This window comes from Pandoraea sp. NPDC087047, from assembly GCF_044745225.1.
Lineage (GTDB): Bacteria > Pseudomonadota > Gammaproteobacteria > Burkholderiales > Burkholderiaceae > Pandoraea.
In genome coordinates, this window is the sequence record NZ_JBIUZU010000001.1 from 49,403 (window position 1) to 68,005 (window position 18,603).

16 protein-coding genes are annotated in these 18,603 nt (G+C 64.7%); 12 read left to right on the forward strand and 4 right to left on the reverse strand.

The window, feature by feature from the left end:
• Positions 1-203 precede the first annotated feature (203 nt).
• Together ACIPHM_RS00215 and ACIPHM_RS00220 are read right to left on the reverse strand one after the other, a co-directional pair.
• Positions 204-494 carry a helix-turn-helix domain-containing protein gene (locus ACIPHM_RS00215; protein ID WP_400323068.1) on the reverse strand — a complete coding sequence of 97 codons (291 nt, stop codon included), beginning with the start codon at positions 492-494 and terminating at the stop codon, positions 204-206.
• Entirely contained in the window at positions 487-2,799 is a 2,313-nt protein-coding gene (locus tag ACIPHM_RS00220) for an FdhF/YdeP family oxidoreductase (RefSeq protein ID WP_400323071.1), read from the reverse strand. Before ACIPHM_RS00220 ends, ACIPHM_RS00215 begins: the two co-directional genes overlap by 8 nt.
• Positions 2,800-3,034: 235 nt before the next feature.
• On the opposite strand from ACIPHM_RS00220, the gene ACIPHM_RS00225 reads away from it, so the two are divergent.
• From ACIPHM_RS00225 to ACIPHM_RS00270, 10 genes are all read left to right on the forward strand, one after another.
• Complete coding sequence (locus ACIPHM_RS00225) at positions 3,035-4,108, forward strand: substrate-binding domain-containing protein (RefSeq protein WP_400323074.1); 1,074 nt, start codon at positions 3,035-3,037, stop codon at positions 4,106-4,108.
• 256 nt (positions 4,109-4,364) lie between these two features.
• A complete protein-coding gene (locus ACIPHM_RS00230) occupies positions 4,365-4,847 on the forward strand; it encodes an NAD(P)H-dependent oxidoreductase subunit E (RefSeq protein ID WP_400323077.1) in 483 nt (160 codons plus the stop codon).
• Positions 4,840-6,489: a formate dehydrogenase beta subunit gene (locus ACIPHM_RS00235; protein WP_400323080.1), complete on the forward strand. Its 1,650-nt coding sequence runs from the start codon at positions 4,840-4,842 to the stop codon at positions 6,487-6,489. The genes ACIPHM_RS00230 and ACIPHM_RS00235 overlap by 8 nt, the downstream gene beginning before the upstream one ends.
• 99 nt (positions 6,490-6,588) lie before the next feature.
• Positions 6,589-9,429 carry a formate dehydrogenase subunit alpha gene (gene fdhF, locus ACIPHM_RS00240; protein ID WP_400324274.1) on the forward strand — a complete coding sequence of 947 codons (2,841 nt, stop codon included), beginning with the start codon at positions 6,589-6,591 and terminating at the stop codon, positions 9,427-9,429.
• 40 nt (positions 9,430-9,469) lie between these two features.
• A complete protein-coding gene (gene fdhD, locus ACIPHM_RS00245; RefSeq protein WP_400323083.1) occupies positions 9,470-10,438 on the forward strand; it encodes a formate dehydrogenase accessory sulfurtransferase FdhD in 969 nt (322 codons plus the stop codon).
• A 49-nt stretch (positions 10,439-10,487) separates the two neighbouring features.
• Positions 10,488-10,718 carry a formate dehydrogenase subunit delta gene (locus ACIPHM_RS00250; protein WP_400323086.1) on the forward strand — a complete coding sequence of 77 codons (231 nt, stop codon included), beginning with the start codon at positions 10,488-10,490 and terminating at the stop codon, positions 10,716-10,718.
• A gap of 97 nt (positions 10,719-10,815) precedes the next feature.
• Positions 10,816-11,067 carry a hypothetical protein gene (locus ACIPHM_RS00255; RefSeq protein WP_400323089.1) on the forward strand — a complete coding sequence of 84 codons (252 nt, stop codon included), beginning with the start codon at positions 10,816-10,818 and terminating at the stop codon, positions 11,065-11,067.
• A gap of 183 nt (positions 11,068-11,250) precedes the next feature.
• Positions 11,251-11,619 (forward strand): hypothetical protein, encoded by a 369-nt coding sequence (locus ACIPHM_RS00260; RefSeq protein WP_400323092.1) that lies wholly within the window; start codon positions 11,251-11,253, stop codon positions 11,617-11,619.
• A 132-nt stretch (positions 11,620-11,751) separates the two neighbouring features.
• Positions 11,752-12,513 (forward strand): phytanoyl-CoA dioxygenase family protein, encoded by a 762-nt coding sequence (locus ACIPHM_RS00265; RefSeq protein ID WP_400323095.1) that lies wholly within the window; start codon positions 11,752-11,754, stop codon positions 12,511-12,513.
• A gap of 311 nt (positions 12,514-12,824) precedes the next feature.
• A complete protein-coding gene (locus ACIPHM_RS00270; protein WP_400323098.1) occupies positions 12,825-14,210 on the forward strand; it encodes a sodium-dependent transporter in 1,386 nt (461 codons plus the stop codon).
• Positions 14,211-14,274: 64 nt separating this feature from the next.
• Here the strand turns inward: ACIPHM_RS00270 and gor are convergent, their stop codons facing one another.
• A complete protein-coding gene (gene gor / locus ACIPHM_RS00275) occupies positions 14,275-15,636 on the reverse strand; it encodes a glutathione-disulfide reductase (RefSeq protein WP_400323101.1) in 1,362 nt (453 codons plus the stop codon).
• A 620-nt stretch (positions 15,637-16,256) separates the two neighbouring features.
• The gene (locus ACIPHM_RS00280; protein WP_400323104.1) at positions 16,257-16,532 is read right to left on the reverse strand and encodes a CxxxxCH/CxxCH domain-containing protein; all 276 of its coding nucleotides are present in this window, start codon (positions 16,530-16,532) and stop codon (positions 16,257-16,259) included.
• Between ACIPHM_RS00280 and ACIPHM_RS00285 the strand changes: the two genes are divergently transcribed.
• Both ACIPHM_RS00285 and ACIPHM_RS00290 read left to right on the forward strand, forming a co-directional pair.
• Entirely contained in the window at positions 16,531-16,659 is a 129-nt protein-coding gene (locus tag ACIPHM_RS00285) for a hypothetical protein (protein WP_400323107.1), read from the forward strand. The genes ACIPHM_RS00280 and ACIPHM_RS00285 overlap by 2 nt on opposite strands.
• A gap of 436 nt (positions 16,660-17,095) precedes the next feature.
• Positions 17,096-18,586, forward strand: a complete 1,491-nt coding sequence (locus tag ACIPHM_RS00290; protein WP_400323110.1) for a DASS family sodium-coupled anion symporter — start codon at positions 17,096-17,098, stop codon at positions 18,584-18,586.
• Positions 18,587-18,603: the final 17 nt, after the last annotated feature.

Here is an 18,603-nt window from a genome sequence, read left to right on the forward strand (position 1 = left end):
AAGCCCTGTGCTGGACGCCATACTACGCAAATCGGGTACGGCCCGGTACTGTGGCGACGAGAGTGTATGTCGCGATCCGGGATGGAAATGTGTCAGTCGTGTTGCAGCTCGTTGCCGCGCCTTACTTTCGTTGCATTTCCGTCATAGGCGGCCGGCCGGGTATTGGCGCATTAGTGGCGCATTATTGGCGCGCTACGGGGCCGCTATTGCAGGCTGTCGTACTGCGCGGTGCCCGCCTCCGTCAGACGCGCAAGACGCAGGCCTCGCTCGCCGTCTTCGAGTGCGACCCAGCCCGCTTGCGTGAGCACGTTGAGATAGCGCAGCAGCGTGCTCATGGGCAGCGTGCTGCGCTTGGCCAGGCGCGCAAGCGAGAGGGATTCGCGGCCTTCGCGCCGGGCGTCGGCCAGTGTTTGCAGCAGACGTGCGAGGTCCTGCTCCGCTTGCGCCAGTTCGACGCCGTTATCGGGCAAGACCTCCGCCGGGGTGTCAGGCAAGACGGCGCTCCAGCAACACCGGTATCGACTTGGATGTCGGCGTGCCCGCGCCATCGGCAATGGCGTCGAGCGGCACCAGCCCGTTGGTCTCGGGGTAGTAGGCGGCGATGCAGCCGCGCGGAATGTCGTAGGCGACGAGCAGGAAGTCGTCGGCACGGCGCGCAATGCCATCGTTCCACACACCGACCACATCCACACGCTCGCCCGCGCGCAAGCCACGCGCGTCCAGATCCTCCACGTTCGCGAAGACCACGCGGCGCTGCCCGAACACGCCACGATACCGATCGTTCAACCCGTAGATCGTGGTGTTGTACTGGTCGTGCGAGCGAATCGTGGCGAGTTGCAGCACGTCGGCACCGCGTGCGCCCGCTTGCTTGCGGGCCACGTCGATGGGCAGTTCCTGCGGCAGCGGGTGCGTGGTGAAGTTCGCGCGTGCGTTGGCGGTGAGCCATTGGCGCTCCGACGGCGGAACCGACAGACGGAAACCGCCCGGGTGCCGTACACGACGGTTGAAATCGGCGAAGTCGTCGAACGTGGCGGCGATGGCGTCGCGAATGCGGTCGTAGTCCTCGGTGTACCAGTGCCAGTCGTCGTGACCGCCGACGGCACGGCCCATCGTGGCCTGTGCCATGCCGGCGACGATGGCCGGCTCCGAGCGCAGATGTTCGGACGCCGGGGCGTTGATGCCGTATGACAGGTGCACCATGCTCATCGAATCTTCGACGGTCACGCCTTGCACGGCGCCGTTCTGCATGTCGATTTCCGTGCGTCCGAGGCAGGGCAGGATCAGGGCCTCGCGGCCATGCACGAGATGGCTGCGGTTGAGTTTCGTCGCGACGTGCACGGTCAGATCGCACTGACGCAACCCGTCCCAGGTGCGCGGCGTGTCGGGCGTGGCCATTGCGAAATTGCCGCCCATGCCGATGAAGACCTTGATGCGAGCGTTGAGCATGGCCGAGATCGTGTCGACCACACCGAGGCCTTCGTGTCGCGGCGGGGTGAAGTCGAACACTTCCCCGATCCGGTCGAGGAATGCGGCCGTGGGCTTTTCGTTAATGCCAACGGTGCGATCGCCCTGCACATTGCTGTGGCCGCGCACCGGACACAGCCCCGCGCCCGGCCGGCCGATATTGCCTCGCAGGAGCATGAGGTTGACGATCATCTGGATGGTTGCAACGGCCTGCTTGTGCTGCGTGATGCCCATGCCCCAGGTCGCGATGACACGCTCGCCACGCAGATAGACGTCGGCAATCTGGCACATCTGCGCCTGCGAAATGCCGGATGCGCGTTCGAGATCGTCCCAGCGCTCGGCGCGCACGTCGGCGGCGAAGTCATCGAAGCCGTGCGTGTGTTCGGCGATGAAGGCGTCGTCGAGCAGGGCGGGCTCGCCGTTCGCGCGGGCTTCGGCGTCACGTTCGAGCACGTGCTTGATGACGCCCTTCACAAACGCGAAGTCGCCGCCGCTCGCGGGGGTGACGTAATGACCGCTAATGGCCGTGCCGCCCATGCTCAGCATTTCGCCCGGGCTTTGCGGATCGGCAAAGCGCTCCAGCCCACGCTCGTGCAACAGGTTGATCGACACGATGGTCGCGCCACGCTTGGCCGCCTCGCGAAGCTCGCCGAGCATGCGCGGATGGTTGGTGCCGGGGTTCTGCCCGAACAGCAGCAGCGTGTCCGCCAGCTCGAAGTCTTCGAGCGTCACGGTCCCTTTGCCCAGACCGACGACAGGCGGCAGGCCCACGCTCGTGGGCTCGTGACACATGTTCGAGCAGTCGGGGAAGTTGTTCGTGCCGTACTGGCGTACGAAGAGTTGGTACAGGAAGGCCGCTTCGTTGCTGGTGCGCCCGGAGGTGTAGAACGCGGCCTGATCCGGATCGGGCAGGGCGCGCAGATGTTCGCCGATCATGGCGAAGGCGGCGTCCCAGGCGATGGGCAGGTAGCGGTCCGTGGCGGCGTCGTAGCGCATGGGATGCGTGAGGCGTCCATAGCCTTCGAGCGTGTAATCGTCGAGTTCAAGCAATTCGGTCACGCTGTGCGCGGCGAAAAACTCGGGCGTGACACGGCGTTTGGTCGCCTCGGCAGCCACCGCTTTGGCCCCGTTCTCGCAGAACTCGAATGTGGAGGCGTGCTCGCGGTCCGGCCAGGCGCAGCCCGGACAATCGAACCCGCTGGGCTGGTTAGCGCTGAGCAGCGTGCGCGCGCCTTTGAGCGGGATACCTTGGGTGACGAGTTGGATGGCGACGTTCTTGAGCGCGCCCCAACCGCCGGCGGGGCGATCGTACGGGGCAATTTTCGGGGCAGACATGACGCGGGCTCTGACAAAAGTGACTGACGTGCTGCGTCGACTTAAGGGGGGGCGCAGCGGCCAAAGGAAACGATTGACGTCAAATAGGCAAATTGATGCATAATTACGAGACATTGCGCCGATGCTTGCGCACGAATGTCGATGCTTAGATGCCTGTTAAATCGACGTTTTCAAGCATCTTATCAGGATTTTGCATAGATTTATTTATGCAATGAATAGCATATAAGGTGAGCCCATGAAGCGTATTTCCATTGCACCGCAGCTCCGTTTTCGTCACGACGGCAGCGATCTCCCGCTCGACAAGGTGCTGTCGTTGCTCACGGAGGTGCAGGCGCACGGCAATCTGCAAGCGGCCAGCCAGGTGCTCGGCCAGTCCTATCGGGGGGCGTGGGGGCACGTGAAGGAAGTCGAGTCGCTCATGGGCGCGCCGTTGCTCACGATGGCACGCGGGCGTGGCGCGGTGCTCACGCCGCTCGCGCAACGGCTGCTGTGGGGCCAGAAGCGCTTGCAGGCGCGGCTGGGGCCACTGCTGGAAACGATGGCGTCGGAATTGCAAACCGAACTCGACGCCCTGCTGCTTCAGGAAAGCGATCAATTGCGGCTCTTCGCCAGTCACGGACTGGCCGTGGCGGCGCTGGTCGATTTCGCGGGACGCGCCGCGTTGCCGATCGACGTGAGCTATCGCGGCAGCATCGAGGCAATTGCCGCGCTGGCGAAGCACGAATGCGAAGTGGCGAGTTTTCACGTGCCCATCGGTGAGCTCGCGGAGCCCGTGCTGGATCACTATGTGTCGCTGCTCAAGGGCAAGTCGTACCACGTGGCGGACGTCGCGACACGGCGCCTCGGCCTGCTCGTCGCGCGCGGCAATCCGCTCGGCATTCGCACGCTTGCCGATCTCCCGCGCACCGGCGCACGGTTCGCGAACCGGGAGCGCGGCTCGGGCACGCGTATCATTTTCGATCTGCTGCTGGCGCGCGACGGCATCGATCCGTCCACCATCGCGGGGGCAGAGAACATCGAGTTCACGCACGCCGCCGTGGCTGCCTATATCGCGAGCGGCCGTGCGGACGCCGGCCTTGCCATCGAAGCCGCGGCGAGCCAGTTCGGGCTCGATTTCATCCCCATCCTCACCGAACGTTATTGCCTGATGTTTCCAGAGAGCGGCAGCGATTCGCCGCACTTGCAGGCGCTGCTGGAGATTCTTCAGAGCGGCGAATACCGCCAGGCGGTGCACGCCATTCCCGGATACGGCGAAGGGACGACCGGCCGTGTGACGCCGCTGTCCGAGGCGTTCCCGTCGTTAGGGTGAGCCTCATATGTAATTGGATGCATATTGGATGCACAACGATTTTCCGCGGTAGACGTCGGCCCCGCGCGGTGCATGCGTTCGCGGCATGCTGCTATGCATCGAAAACAGTTGAGTCGGGCCATCGGTATTTCCACGAGGCTTGTTGCGCTAGGGCGTTTGCACTAATGTCCTAATGACTGAGCCCCCAGAAACGTGCCGCCATCATATGCAATCAAGAACATATGAGGTGCCGTTTTGCCCCAGGAGACCGTTCGAGATGGTGCCCACCCCTCATGCGACGCTCGCGCCGCTGCTGGCGCGTTACGCCAGCGGTATGCATGAGTTGTTGCCGCTGCTCCATGCGTTGCAGGACAGCGAGGGCTACGTCGATCCGGCCCATGTGCCGGCCATCGCCGCAGCCTTGAATCTCTCTCGCGCCGAAGTGCACGGCGTCATCACCTTCTATCACCACTTCCGCAGTGCGCCGCCGCCACCGACCGTCGTGCAGGTCTGCCGCGCGGAGGCGTGTCGCAGTCGCGACGGCGAAGCGCTCGTCGCGCATGTCGAGGCCTGCACCGGCGCCCGCATCGATGGCGAGCCGTGTGACGGCGTTGGCGTGGAGTCGGTGTATTGCCTCGGGCAATGCGCGTTGTCCCCGGCCGTCACCATCAACGGCGAGTTGCACGCCCGCGTCAGTCCTGCGCGTTTCGATGCGTTGCTCGCGGCGGCCTCCGTGCGTGAGGAGGGGCGCCATGACTGAATCGTCTAAGCAGGCACCCCAAGGCGTCTATCGCATCTACATTCCCCGCGATTCGGCGGCGCTGGCGTTGGGCGCCGACAAGGTCGCGCAGGCTGTGGCAGCGGAAGCGGCACGGCGCGGCGTGGCCGTGGACCTCGTGCGCAACGGCTCGCGCGGACTGTTCTGGCTGGAGCCGCTGGTTGAAGTGGCGACGCCGTCCGGGCGCGTGGGCTACGCCAATGTGCAGGCGGCGCAGGTCGCCGTGTTGTTCGACAGCGGCTGGCCCGTTTGCGCGACGCAGGATGCCGATCGCAACGTCCTCGCAGAAAATCCTGACGGCAGTTGGGCAGACGCCATGCCGGCGTGCGTCGGACGGGTGGAGGCGATCCCTTATCTGGCGCGTCAGCAACGATTGACGTTCGCGCGCGTGGGCGTGACCGATCCGCTGGACCCGGCCGACTACGAAGCGCACGGCGGTCTCGCGGGGCTGCGCGCCTGTCTCGCGCTCGATGCCGAGGCCGCCTGTCAGACCGTGCTTGACTCAGGACTGCGCGGACGCGGCGGCGCTGCCTTCCCTGCTGGCATCAAGTGGCGCACGGTGAGCCGGGCGGTGTCGACGCAGAAGTACGTTGTCTGCAACGCGGACGAAGGCGATTCCGGCACGTTTGCCGACAGGCTCATCATGGAAAGCGATCCGTTCGTGCTGATCGAAGGGATGGCGATCGCCGCGTTGAGCGTGGGGGCGAGCGAGGGCATCGTCTACGTACGCAGCGAGTATCCCCATGCCATCGCGACGCTTGAGGCGGCCATTGCCGTGGCGCGACGCGCAGGGTGGCTCGGTCCCGATGTGCTCGGGTCGGGGCGGGCGTGCGAGCTGCGCGTGGCGAAAGCGGCGGGGGCGTACATTTGCGGTGAGGAAACGGCGCTGCTCGAAAGCCTCGAAGGCAAGCGCGGCGTGGTGCGCGCCAAGCCGCCGATTCCGGCGCTGGCGGGGCTTTTCGGGCAGCCGACGCTCATCAACAACGTGATGACGCTCGCGAGCGTGCCGTTCATCTTCGCGCATGGCGCCGAGGTTTATCGCGAGTTCGGCATGGGCCGCTCTCAGGGCACGCTGCCGGTGCAACTGGCGGGCAATGTACGGCGCGGCGGGCTGGTGGAGCTGGCGTTCGGCGTGACGCTGCGCACGTTGCTCGACGACTTCGGTGGCGGCACGGCCAGCGGGCGTCCCGCCAAGGCCATTCAGGTCGGCGGGCCGTTGGGCGCCTATCTGCCGCCCGCTCAGTGGGATGTGCCAATGGACTACGAGGCGTATGCGGCCATCGGCGCGGTGGTCGGTCACGGCGGCGTAGTCGTCCACGACGATACGGCCGACATGGCCGGGCTTGCCAGCTATGCGATGCAGTTCTGCGCGCGTGAGTCGTGCGGCAAATGCACGCCGTGCCGTATCGGATCGACGCGCGGTGTCGAGGTGATCGAGCGCATCCGGCGCGGCGATGCGTCCTCGCGTCAGGTGCAACTGCTCCATGACCTCTGCGACACGATGGTGGCGGGCTCGCTGTGCGCGATGGGCGGCATGACGCCGTTCCCCGTGCGCTCCACGCTCGAACATTTCCCGGCGGACTTCGGTCTGCCCGATGGCGCCGGGTGCGCCGAAGCCGCCTGACGTTTGCACGTCAGACAGGGAGGGCAAGACATGAACTATCCGAACGCACGCGTTTCCTCGCACGTTTCCTCGACGGTCTCGCCGGGCCACGGTCCCGACATGGGCACGCCGCCGCGCCAGAGCGACGTCAGTGTCACGCTGGAGATCGACGGCCAGCCGGTGACAGTGCCTGCCGGTACGTCGATCATGCGCGCCGCCGCGGGCAACGACGTCAACATCCCCAAGCTCTGCGCCACGGATTCGCTGGAGCCCTTCGGGTCTTGCCGGCTGTGTCTCGTGGAGATCGAGGGACGGCGCGGATTCCCGGCCTCCTGCACCACGCCGGTCGAGCCGGGCATGAAGGTGCGCACGCAGTCGCCCAGGTTGCAGGACCTGCGTCGCAATGTGATGGAGCTCTACATCTCCGATCACCCGCTCGACTGCCTGACCTGCGCGGCCAACGGCGACTGCGAATTGCAGGACATGGCTGGGGTGACGGGGCTGCGCGAGGTCCGCTACGGCTTCGACGGCGATAACCACATCCATAGCGCCAAAGACGAGTCGAATCCGTACTTCACGTACGACCCGTCGAAATGCATCGTCTGCAATCGTTGCGTGCGCGCGTGCGAGGAGACGCAGGGCACGTTTGCGCTGACGATCTCGGGACGCGGCTTCGAGGCGCGTGTTTCGCCCGGACAGGATCAGCCGTTCATGGACTCGGAGTGCGTGTCGTGCGGCGCGTGCGTCGCGGCTTGCCCGACGGCCACGTTGCAGGAGAAAAGCGTTATCGAGATGGGGCAGCCGGAACACGCGGTGGTCACGACCTGCGCCTATTGCGGCGTTGGTTGTGCGTTCAAGGCGGAAATGAAGGGGGGCGAAGTGGTGCGCATGACCCCCTATCAGGACGGTCTCGCCAACGAGGGGCACGCGTGCGTCAAGGGCCGCTTTGCGTGGGGCTACGCCACGCACAAGGAGCGCATCACCAAGCCGATGATCCGCAGCAAGATCACCGATCCGTGGCGCGAGGTGTCGTGGGACGAGGCGCTGGACTATGCGGCGTCGGAGTTCCGGCGTCTGCAGGCGAAGTACGGGCGTGACGCCATCGGCGGCATTACGTCGTCGCGCTGTACGAACGAGGAGACGTATCTGGTGCAGAAGCTGGTGCGCGCGGCGTTCGGCAACAACAACGTCGACACGTGCGCGCGCGTTTGTCACTCGCCGACCGGCTACGGGCTCAAGCAGACGCTCGGCGAGTCTGCCGGCACGCAGACGTTCAAATCGATCGAGCACGCCGACGTCATTCTGGTGATGGGGGCGAATCCGACCGACGGGCATCCCGTTTTCGCCTCGCGGCTCAAGCGCCGGGTGCGCGAGGGGGCGAAGCTGATCGTGATCGATCCGCGCCGCATCGATATCGTCGACGGTCCGCACGTGAAGGCTGCGTTCCACCTGCCGCTGCGGCCCGGCACCAACGTGGCAATGGTCAATGCCCTGGCGCACGTGATCGTGACCGAAGGGCTGCTGGCGGAGTCGTTCATTGCCGAGCGGTGCGAAGACCGTGCGTTTGCCCAGTGGCGCGAGTTCGTGGCGCTGCCCGAGAATTCGCCCGAAGCGGTGTCTGTCGTCACCGGCGTGGCGGCCGGGCAGATTCGCGGCGCGGCGCGCCTGTACGCGAGCGGCGGCAACGCGGCGATCTACTACGGGCTGGGTGTGACGGAGCACGCGCAGGGATCGACCACCGTGATGGGCATCGCAAATCTGGCGATGGCCACCGGCAATGTGGGGCGCGAGGGCGTGGGCGTGAACCCGCTGCGCGGGCAGAACAACGTGCAGGGCTCGTGCGACATGGGGTCGTTCCCGCACGAATTGCCGGGCTACCGGCACGTTGCCGACACGCCGGTGCGCGAGGCGTTCGAAGCCGCTTGGGGCGTGACGTTGCAGGCGGAGCCGGGGCTGCGAATCCCGAACATGTTCGATGCCGCGATTCACGGCAGCTTCAAGGGGCTGTACTGTCAGGGCGAGGATATCGTGCAGTCCGACCCGAACACGCAGCATGTCGCCGCCGCAATGGAGGCGATGGAGTGCATCGTGGTGCAAGACATCTTCCTGAACGAGACCGCCAAATACGCCCATGTGCTGCTGCCGGGCACGACTTTTCTCGAAAAGGACGGCACGTTCACGAACGCAGAGCGGCGTATCTCGCGTGTGCGCCGTGTCATGGCGCCGCTGCCGGGCATGGCCGACTGGGAGGTGACGATTGCGCTCGCCAAACGGCTTGGCTACGACATGCCGTACACCCATCCGTCACAAATCATGGACGAGATCGCCCGGCTCACGCCGACGTTCAGCGGGGTCAGCTATGCGCGGCTGGACGAGGCGGGCAGCCTGCAATGGCCGTGCAACGACGACGCGCCGGATGGCACGCCGATCATGCACGTGGACGGGTTCGTGCGCGGCAAGGGGCGTTTCATCATCACGCGCTACGTACCGACCGACGAGAAAGTGACGCCGCGCTATCCGTTGCTGCTCACCACGGGCCGCATCCTCTCGCAATACAATGTCGGAGCGCAGACGCGCCGTACGCACAACGTCCACTGGCACGATGAAGACCGGCTTGAGATCCACCCGCACGATGCGCAGGAGCGGGGCATCAAGGATAACGACTGGGTCGGGATTCGCAGCCGGGCGGGCGAGACGGTGTTGCGCGCGGTGCTCAGCGAGCGCATGCAGCCGGGTGTGGTTTATACGACGTTCCATTTCCCGGAATCGGGGGCGAACGTCATCACGACCGACAACTCGGATTGGGCGACCAATTGCCCCGAGTACAAGGTGACGGCCGTGCAGGTGCTCCCGGTGGTGCAGCCCTCGGCATGGCAGTCCAGATATTCGACATTCAACCGCAGGCAGCTCGCGTTGCTCGATGCGGCCCGCAATCCTGCCGAGCCGGTCCCGGTGAAGTAGGGGCGCGAACCCTGGAATGAAGTGGAGTCAACGTTTGACAATGTCCAACCCTTTACGTGAGCGTGATTTGACGGAGGTTAGCGATCCGGGTAAGGCCGATGCCGTGGCGGGTGCCGGGAATGCCATGGCCGAGAGCGAGGCGGGCGAGCGTGACGTCATCGCCGGGCCCGTGTGCGACGTGGCGCCTGCCGCGCTCGATCCCGACAGCCTCTCGCCGCACGCGACGTTCGCCGTGCGGCGCTTCCGTCACGGCGCGTGGCGGCAGGCGGGCGACGAACTGGCCGAAGAAGTCCCCGTCGCGCTGGAGTTCAACGGCATCTCCCATGTGGTGATGCTGGCGACACCGGCCGATATCGAAGATTTTGCGCTGGGATTCGCGCTATCCGAAGGGATCCTGAACGACCGGCGCGAATGTTATGGCGTCGACGTCTCGGCCACGGCGCTGGGCGTTACCGCGCATCTGGAAGTGTCGTCGCGGGCGTTTGCCGGGCTCAAGGAGCGTCGCCGCAATCTCACGGGGCGCACCGGTTGCGGGCTGTGCGGTACGGAAAGTCTCGATCAGGTCTTGCGCCCGTTGCCTTCGGCGGGCGAGCCGTTGCGTGTAACGCACGCTGCGCTGGCGGCCGCCCACGCCGGGCTGGCGGCGCATCAACCGTTAAACGGCGTGACGGGCGCGGTGCATGGCGCCGCCTGGTGCTCACCGCAGGGCGAGATCCTCTGCTTGCGTGAGGACGTCGGCCGTCACAATGCGCTTGACAAGCTCATCGGCGCCCTGGCGCGCGACGCACAGCCGTTCGACCGTGGCTTCGTGCTCATGACGAGCCGCGCGAGCGTTGAAATCGTGCAAAAGGCTGCGCAGGTCGGCATTCCGATGGTCGCGGCCGTCTCGGCGGCGACGGCCCTGGCAGTGCGCACGGCCGCGGCGGCCGGCGTGGCGCTGGTCGGCTTCGTACGCGGCGAGCAATGCGTCATTTATACCGGCGGTGCGGCGCTAGACAATGGCGTCTGACCGCCTGTCATCAGGCCGGCGATCGTCAAGCAGGATCGGGAGACTTGGAATGGACGGCAACAACCTCGTGCGCATGGCCAATCGCATTGCGGATTTCTTCGAATCGTTGCCCGATCGCGAAGAAGCGTTGAATGAAGTCGCCACGCATTTGCACAAGTTCTGGGATCCGCGCATGCGCGCCCAGATTCTGGCACTTGCCGATACACCGGCCGCCGACGAGATGCACCCGCTGGTGTGCGAAGCGCTGGCACGGCACCGTGACCGTCTTATGCCCGCCTGAGGGCGGTCGCGCATCCATCCGACGCGAGGCTACGCAGCTCGCGGTATAGTAGGGGCACGGTCGCGCACCGGCGCGGCCTCCACTTGCGGAGGACTTGATGAGCGATACCCCCACGCGCAAGCCCGGCCCACGACGTCCTCAGAAGGAGGATGCAGAGGAACGCGACCTCGACGAAGCGCTTGAGGAGACGTTTCCGGCGAGCGATCCCGTGTCTATCGGCGTCGACAAGCCGAAACGTGTGCCTGCGTCGCGATCCGCCGAGGCGAAACGTCTCGACAAAGGGTTGGAGGAAACCTTCCCTGCTAGCGATCCGGTGTCCATCGATACCGGTAAGACGCCGAAGCCGTAGCGTTTGCAGCGCGATGCCTGAAGATTGCGCTCCGATGCTCTCATATTTCGTGCTGAGCCCCGTGCGGCGGGGCCGGTCGCTGAAAATAAATCCGCGGCCCGGCCTGGGTTTGCCGCCCGGCCGGGCCGAATTCATGGCAAAATGCCGCGCCTGACTCTCTCGGGCTGGGACTGTAGGAAATAAATGGCGGCAGGTACGGTAAAAAAAGTTCGACGCTACGCGCTGGAGACCATCGATGTGATGGGACAGAGCGGGCTTGGCGTCGTCGAGCGCCCTGATGGGCGTTTCGTCATGTATCCGGAATATTGGACGCAGACGCAGGCGCTCAGCCAGAAAATGCGCACCTTGTACCGTCGTAACTGTCAGCTCGAATACCAATTGGCGAAGCTCACGCGTGAGCTCGACCGTCTGCGCAGTGTGGTCGACACGCCGCGTCCTGCCGGGAATCCCCAAGCCTCGCTGCCGGGCACCGACGTACCGCAGCCCGAGACGAAGCGCGAGCGCCAGTCCGCCCCGGACCTGCCGCCGCGACGACGCAAACGCGCCGCCTGAGCGCCATCGCCGTGACGGCATCGTCTTCACCGTTCCGGCCTTGTCGTACCCATCCCCGATTCATCCGGTTGCCGCATTTACTTTAGTTAATTTCCCTCAACAGTCAGCTTTCTGCCAGCTTCGCCGACCATCATGGCGCTTACCGCATCGCAACTCGAAGCCTTCCGTAACGACGGTTATCTGATCCTTCCGCGCTATGTCGCGCAGGCCGACTGCGAGGCGATTTTGGCCGATGCGCAGCAGCAGCTGACCGCGGCGACGCAACCGCTCGAGTTCGAAGCCGATGTCGGCTACGAGGGGGCGCCGCAATCGCGTGACGCCGTGGGCGGTCAGACGGTTCGCCGTCTGCTCAAGGCTTACGACCGGGGCGAAGCGCTGCGACGTTGGGCCACGCGCCCGGATCTGGTCGAATCGCTCGCACAGATCTTCGGCGAGGATGTCGTGCTCACGCTGGCGCATCACAATTGCGTGATGACCAAGCATCCGCACTTCGGTACTGCCACCGGTTGGCACCGTGACATCCGTTACTGGTCGTTCCCGGAAAACTCACTGATTTCCGTCTGGCTGGCGCTGGGGCCCGAGACGCGCGAGAACGGCGCGCTTCGCTTTATTCCCGGCTCCCATCGCGAGCAACTCAAGCCGAATCAACTCGACTCGCTCGACTTCCTGCGCCCTGACGAGCCGGACAATCAACCGCTCGTCGCGCGAGGCAAGCAGGTGGAGCTGGCACCGGGCGATGTCGTGCTGTTCCACAGCGGGTTGTTCCACGCGGCGGGCCGAAACGAGGGCGAGACGACGAAGTTCTCCGTCGTGTTCGCCTATCGCGGCGAGAGCAATCCGCCCACACCGGGCTCGCGCTCTGCGTCGGCAGGCGAGGTCGCGCTCGGCCACTGAGCCGACATCGCCTACCCGTCACACACCGACATTCAGGTCACGCCGAATGCGGAAATCCCCGGCGTGCTCTACGAAAAGCCGCCGGTGCTTTTCATTTTGGGCCCTTTCCTAAAGCGGTACGCACCTCTTCCCGCGTAGACTCCTCTGCCACCCTTATGGTGTCGTGCGCTGGCACACACGAGCTGCATTGTCGCGACGGCGATCACGTGCTGCGCCAGTAATCTGCCTGACGCCATTCCATGAACAAGTGTCGTGTCGCTCGTGTGGATGTCATTCCGCGCTGGGCGCACGGCTGTTTCCGGAGGAGACACGTGTCCCATTTACCCATCAGTCCTGCTGCACCCGCTGCGCCTGCCGCACAGAGCACTTCCGAAGAGGCGAGTCGCGCGACCTGGGGCTCGCGGCTGGGTTTCGTTCTAGCCGCAGCAGGTTCTGCCGTTGGCCTGGGTGCGGTCTGGAAATTCCCGTACGTGGTAGGCCAGCATGGCGGCGGCGCTTTCCTCGCCGTGTATCTGGCCTGTGTCCTGACGCTGGGCGTCGCCCTGTTGCTTGCCGAGATGACCATCGGCCGATTGACAGGCCAATCGATCACCACGGCGTTGCGCATGCTGAGCGGACGTGGCTGGGCCTGGGTGGGGCGCGTCGCGACTTTTAACGCTTTCGCGATCCTGTCGTTCTATGTCGTTGTCGGAGGCTGGACGGTCGCGTATCTCCTGCGTGCGCTCACGGGCACGGTCCTGACCCACGACACGGCCACGCTGGTCAGCGAGTTCTCGGCGTTCACTGCGAATCCGGTGGCGTCACTCACGAGCATGGGCGCATTCCTCGGCCTCACGGCGCTCATCGTGGCCGCCGGGGTGCAGAAGGGGATCGAACGTGCCGGCAAGTGGCTCATGCCCGCCCTGTTTCTGCTGATGTTGATGCTGATTGCCCGGGCGCTCACGCTGCCTGGGGCGATGGCCGGTGTCGCCTGGTTCCTCACGCCGGACTTCTCGGTCATTTCCGGCGGCACGCTGCTCGAAGCGCTGGGACTGGCGTTCTTCTCGTTGTCGCTGGGCGCGGGCATGATCGTGGTCTACGGCTCCTATCTGCCCAAGGACGCGCGACTCGCAGGCTCCGCGGTCTGGGTCGCGACGCTCGCCACACTTGCGTGCTTCCTCGCGGGGCTGATGATTCTTCCCGCCGTCTTCGCCTTCGGCGTCGCACCCAACGCCGGTCCCGGTCTAACGTTCATCACCATGCCCGCGATCTTCGCGCAGATGCCGTTCGGTCACATCGTCGCCGTCGCGTTCTTCCTGCTGCTGCTTTTCGCCGCACTCACGTCGTCCGTCTCCCTGTTCGAGCCGGTCACGGCATTTCTCATCGACGAATACCAATGGCGTCGCAGCACGGCCGTGATCGCGGTACTCGTCGGCACGTTCCTCTTTGGCGCACCGGCTGCGCTGTCCTTCGGTGTCTGGTCCGATGTGCGGCTTTTCGACCGCACGATTTTCGACCTGATGGACTACGTGACTATCAACTTGCTGATGCCTGCGGGTGGGTTGTGCGTAGCCTTCTTCGTCGGCGCGCGCATCTGGCCCAAGGCGCGAGCCGTGCTGGAAGGTTCGCGCGCGCAATGGTTCGTGCCGTTGTGGCGAGTGCTGTTGCTGGTACTGACGCCGGTGGCCATCTTCGGCGTCTGGTACCACAGCCTCTGATGCATTGAACCCGCGCGCGGCAGACGAGGAACATTCCTGTCCGCGTGCGCGGGACGTAGTCACATCACGCGACCGGCGTTCGCATCGTCACCCATTCCTCGGCGGCCGTCGGATGCACGGCCAACGTACGATCGAAGTCGGCCTTCGTGGCCCCCATCGACAACGCCACGCCAAGCAGCTGCACCTGCTCCCCCGCGTGATCGCCCACCATATGCGCGCCGACGATCTTCTCGGTCGCACCGTCCACGAGCAGCTTCATCAATACCTTTTCCTGGCGGCCCGACAGCGTTGCCTTGAGCGGACGGAATGACGCCTTGAAAACCTTGAGCTGCGAATACTGAGCGCGTGCCTCGCTTTCGGTCAGTCCCACGACACCGATCTCCGGTGTGCTGAACACGGCCGTCGGAATCAGCTTGTGATCCACGCGCGTGGTGCGCTCACCGAACACGGTATCGGCGAAGGCCTGACCCTCTCGAATCGCCATCGGCGTGAGATTGACGCGGTCGGTGACGTCGCCGACCGCGAAGATCGACGGTACGTTGGTGCGGGAAAACTCGTCGACAATCACCGCGCCCTTGTCATTAAGGGTCACGCCGCTTGCCGCCAGCCCGAGGCCTTGCGTGTACGGCACGCGTCCCGCAGCGCTTAGCAGGACGTCGGCATCGTGCGCACTGCCGTCGGATAGCGTGATACGCAAGCGATCCTGCAACTTCTCCGCTCGCTCGACTGTGCGCTCAAGCGCAATCTCGATACCGCGCTCGCGATAGGCGGCTTCGAGCGACGTGCGGACTTCCTCGTCGAAGCCACGCAGCAGATGCGGGCCACGATGCACGAGCGTGACCTTCGAGCCCAGTCCCGCAAAGACACCCGCAAACTCCAGCGCGATGTAGCCTCCCCCGATAACCGTGATGCGCTCCGGCAGCGATTCCAGATGAAACACTTCGTTGGATGAAATGGCGTGCTCGCGGCCAACGAAATGCGGCTGATCTGCGGGACGCCCCCCCGTGGCGATCAGGATGTGGCGCGCAGTGATGCGCTCACCCGTGGCGGGCAGCACAACCGTATGAGGGCCTTCGACCACGGCGCGCGCGGAGATGAGTTCAGCCCCCGCGCGTTCGAGATTGGTGCGGTAGATGCCTTCGAGCCGGGCAATCTCGGCGTCCTTGCGGGCAATCAGCGTTTTCCAGTCGAACTTGGGGGAGGGCACTTGCCAGCCGAAGCCCGCGGCATCTTCGAACTCGTCGGCGAAGCGGCTGGCATAGACGAGCAGCTTTTTCGGCACACAACCGCGAATGACGCACGTGCCGCCGACCCGAAACTCTTCCGCGACTTTCACGCGGGCGCCATATTGGGCCGCCACGCGCGCAGCGCGCACACCGCCGGAACCGGCACCGATCACGAACAGATCCACATCGAACTGGGGCATTGCTGACTCCTTTATGTCATGCGGCGACGGCCATCGCTTCAGGCGTTGGGCGATTGTGCCAGAGACCCGGGCCGGATGTCGGCGTGCCCCCCGCGTTTTCGGAGATGTCCGAGCCCCGATTCGGACTGCTGCGCATGACGGCGGCGCCATCGGCGTCCATAAGGGGCATCGCCCGTCAATCCGGGTTTTCGCACGGTCGTGCGCTTTCATTGATCCATGTCAATGCGCCAGACGAAACGCAGAACGACAATCGGAGGCGTCGAAAGTCGATCACTGCTTCATCGGGGCGCGCGGACACTGGCCCGACACGGCCATGAGACGCGTATCGCCGATGATCGATCGCGGCGGCCGAATGTTTCTGAAATGAAACAATTTTCGGAAATTCTTCGTGCTTCTTGCGAATGATGGAATTGGAATTGCATAGGAATCAACAAGTTGTCTCGCGTGGCCCGAAAGTTGCTCTGCTTCATTCAAGACAGGCGGGATTGACCGCCGGCACGCGAGGATGTCATGACGAAGTCGCTTACCCGCCTTATGGGCGCCATGTCGGCGTTGGCGTTGTTGTGTTGCTTCTGGATGGCGGCATCGGCACATGCCGCTACGCCACCGGACGCCGCGAGTCATTCGGCGTCCCCGGTCATCACGAAGTCCACAACGGCCAACGCCAGACATGGCACTCGTGCGTCGCGGGCCGCACGCACCAAGCGTGCGGCCCAAGCGCCGGCCTTCGCGCCTCCGGGATCGCCGCCGCCGGCGCTCGTGGGTGCGGCTCCCTTGCCGTGGCACGACGTGTTCGAGCAGGCGGGCGCGTGGGCGTCGGACCCCATCATCGTCAGCGGCCGGACACTGAGCGACGCGCTCGGCAATGCCGGGTTGACGAGCGGGGCGGATGGCATGATCACCGGACCGCGCGCAGGACTGACGGGGCTGTATCAGACCGTCTGGCATCGTGCCCTGACCAATCCCGTACTGAGCACTCAACTCTTCGCGGGCTCCCCGGAATACTTCGGACTACATTTCTAAATCGTCCCGCATCGCTGTTCGGCAGACTTGCTTGCCGTTTTCGAGACCTCTGGAGTTCTCGAAGCGTCAGAAGCGTTCGCGTCACGCGAAACGTTCAAAGCAGCGCATGCCGAATTCACCGCAGCGTTGATCGCCTTCCGCTTCGGCATCCGGTCCGGCTGGCAATCTGGCATTCGGTTCGGTTTCCGATCTATTGCGTGTCCCCCGCAGGCGTGCGCCGTGCATCATGCATCGCATGCGGTCGTCGCTCGCGCCTCACCCTGCCCGCACACACCGCGTGCCCCTTGTCTTTCGGGCGCGCGGCGAGTGGTGCATGCCTTTGCCTCAAGCTTGCCTCGCCAAGATCAATGCGGTTAGGATTAACCCGCAGTTCAAGCGTGGCATTTCCTCAAGACATGCCGGCTGCCGGCATGCCATTCCGTTCTGGAGCCCCCTTATGAGCACGCCTGACGTCTCAGTGCAAAGTCCTCCCCAGAAGAAAGCGGTTCCCATCGGATTGATCGCCGGTGTGATCGTGATGATTGCCGTGCTCCTGATTCCCATGCCCGACGATCTGCCGGTTGCCGGACACCGCATGCTGGCGATTCTTGCCTTCGCCGTGGTCGTGTGGATTACCGAAGCCGTATCGTATGAAGCCAGCGCCATCATCATTACGTCGTTGATGGCGTTCCTCGTGGGCACGGCGCCCACGGTGCAAGATCCCAGTGTCGAGTACGGCACATCGCGCGCCATCAGCATGGCGCTCGCCGGTTTCTCGAACTCGGCGCTAGCGCTCGTGGCCGGCGCGTTGTTCATCGCCGCGGCCATGACCCTGACCGGGCTTGACCGGCGCATCGCGCTCGTAACGCTTTCGAAGATCGGCACCAGCACGCGTCGCGTGATGATCGGCGCCGTCGCCGTGACCATTCTTCTCTCGCTTGTCGTGCCCAGCGCCACGGCTCGCAGCGCGTGTGTGGTGCCCATCATGATGGGCGTGATTGCAGCGTTCCGTGTCGACAAGCGTTCGAATATTGCCGCCGGGGTCATGATCATCGTGGCGCAGGCGACCAGCATCTGGAACGTTGGTATTCAGACGGCCGCCGCGCAGAACCTGCTTACGGTGGGCTTCATGGACAAGATGCTCGGCGACCGCATTACGTGGGCCGAGTGGCTGATGGCCGGCGCCCCGTGGGCCATCATCATGTCGGTGATTCTCGTCGTGCTTGTGCTCAAGATGATGCCGCCCGAAGCCGACGCCATCGCCGGTGGCAAGGAAGCCGTGGAAGCGCAACTGCGCGAGATGGGCCCGATGACGAGTGCGCAGAAACGTCTGCTCGCCGTGTCGATCGGTCTGCTGCTGTTCTGGGCGACGGAAGGCAAGCTGCATCGTTTCGATACCACGTCGGTCACCTACGTCGGCCTCGTTGTGCTGATGCTGCCGCGCTTTGGCGTGATGACGTGGAAGGACGTGCAGTCGCGCATTCCCTGGGGCACGGTGATCGTATTCGGTGTGGGTATCAGTCTGGGCACCGCCTTGCTTACCACGCAGGCGGGGCAGTGGCTCGGCAATCACGTGGTCGCGGCGACCGGCCTCGATTCGCTGCCGACGTTGTGGGTCTTCGCGATTCTGGCGGCGTTCCTCATCCTCATTCACCTCGGTTTTGCCAGCGCCACCGCGCTCACCTCGGCCATGCTGCCGATTCTGATCGCGGTGCTGCAAACGCTGCCGGGCGACTTCAACCGGCTCGGCATGACCATGCTGCTCGGCTTTACCGTGAGCTTCGGTTTCATCCTGCCGATCAACGCGCCGCAGAACATGGTGTGTCTGGGCACCGATACCTTCACCGCGAAGCAGTTTGCGCGGGTGGGTATCGTCGTTACCCTCATCGGTTACGCCTTGCTGCTGCTCTTCGCCGCGACCTACTGGCGCTGGCTGGGCTGGCTGTAACCTGTGCCCGTCGAACA

Coding starts and splice junctions, on each gene's coding strand:
- ACIPHM_RS00220 (WP_400323071.1), bottom strand. CDS start 2,799: ATGTCTGCCCCGAAAATTGCCCCGTACGATCGCCCCGCCGGCGGTTGG.
- ACIPHM_RS00225 (WP_400323074.1), top strand. CDS start 3,035: ATGAAGCGTATTTCCATTGCACCGCAGCTCCGTTTTCGTCACGACGGC.
- ACIPHM_RS00230 (WP_400323077.1), top strand. CDS start 4,365: ATGGTGCCCACCCCTCATGCGACGCTCGCGCCGCTGCTGGCGCGTTAC.
- ACIPHM_RS00235 (WP_400323080.1), top strand. CDS start 4,840: ATGACTGAATCGTCTAAGCAGGCACCCCAAGGCGTCTATCGCATCTAC.
- fdhF (WP_400324274.1), top strand. CDS start 6,589: ATGGGCACGCCGCCGCGCCAGAGCGACGTCAGTGTCACGCTGGAGATC.
- fdhD (WP_400323083.1), top strand. CDS start 9,470: ATGTCCAACCCTTTACGTGAGCGTGATTTGACGGAGGTTAGCGATCCG.
- ACIPHM_RS00250 (WP_400323086.1), top strand. CDS start 10,488: ATGGACGGCAACAACCTCGTGCGCATGGCCAATCGCATTGCGGATTTC.
- ACIPHM_RS00255 (WP_400323089.1), top strand. CDS start 10,816: ATGAGCGATACCCCCACGCGCAAGCCCGGCCCACGACGTCCTCAGAAG.
- ACIPHM_RS00260 (WP_400323092.1), top strand. CDS start 11,251: ATGGCGGCAGGTACGGTAAAAAAAGTTCGACGCTACGCGCTGGAGACC.
- ACIPHM_RS00265 (WP_400323095.1), top strand. CDS start 11,752: ATGGCGCTTACCGCATCGCAACTCGAAGCCTTCCGTAACGACGGTTAT.
- gor (WP_400323101.1), bottom strand. CDS start 15,636: ATGCCCCAGTTCGATGTGGATCTGTTCGTGATCGGTGCCGGTTCCGGC.
- ACIPHM_RS00285 (WP_400323107.1), top strand. CDS start 16,531: ATGATCACCGGACCGCGCGCAGGACTGACGGGGCTGTATCAGACCGTC.
- ACIPHM_RS00280 (WP_400323104.1), bottom strand. CDS start 16,532: ATGCCATCCGCCCCGCTCGTCAACCCGGCATTGCCGAGCGCGTCGCTC.
- ACIPHM_RS00290 (WP_400323110.1), top strand. CDS start 17,096: ATGAGCACGCCTGACGTCTCAGTGCAAAGTCCTCCCCAGAAGAAAGCG.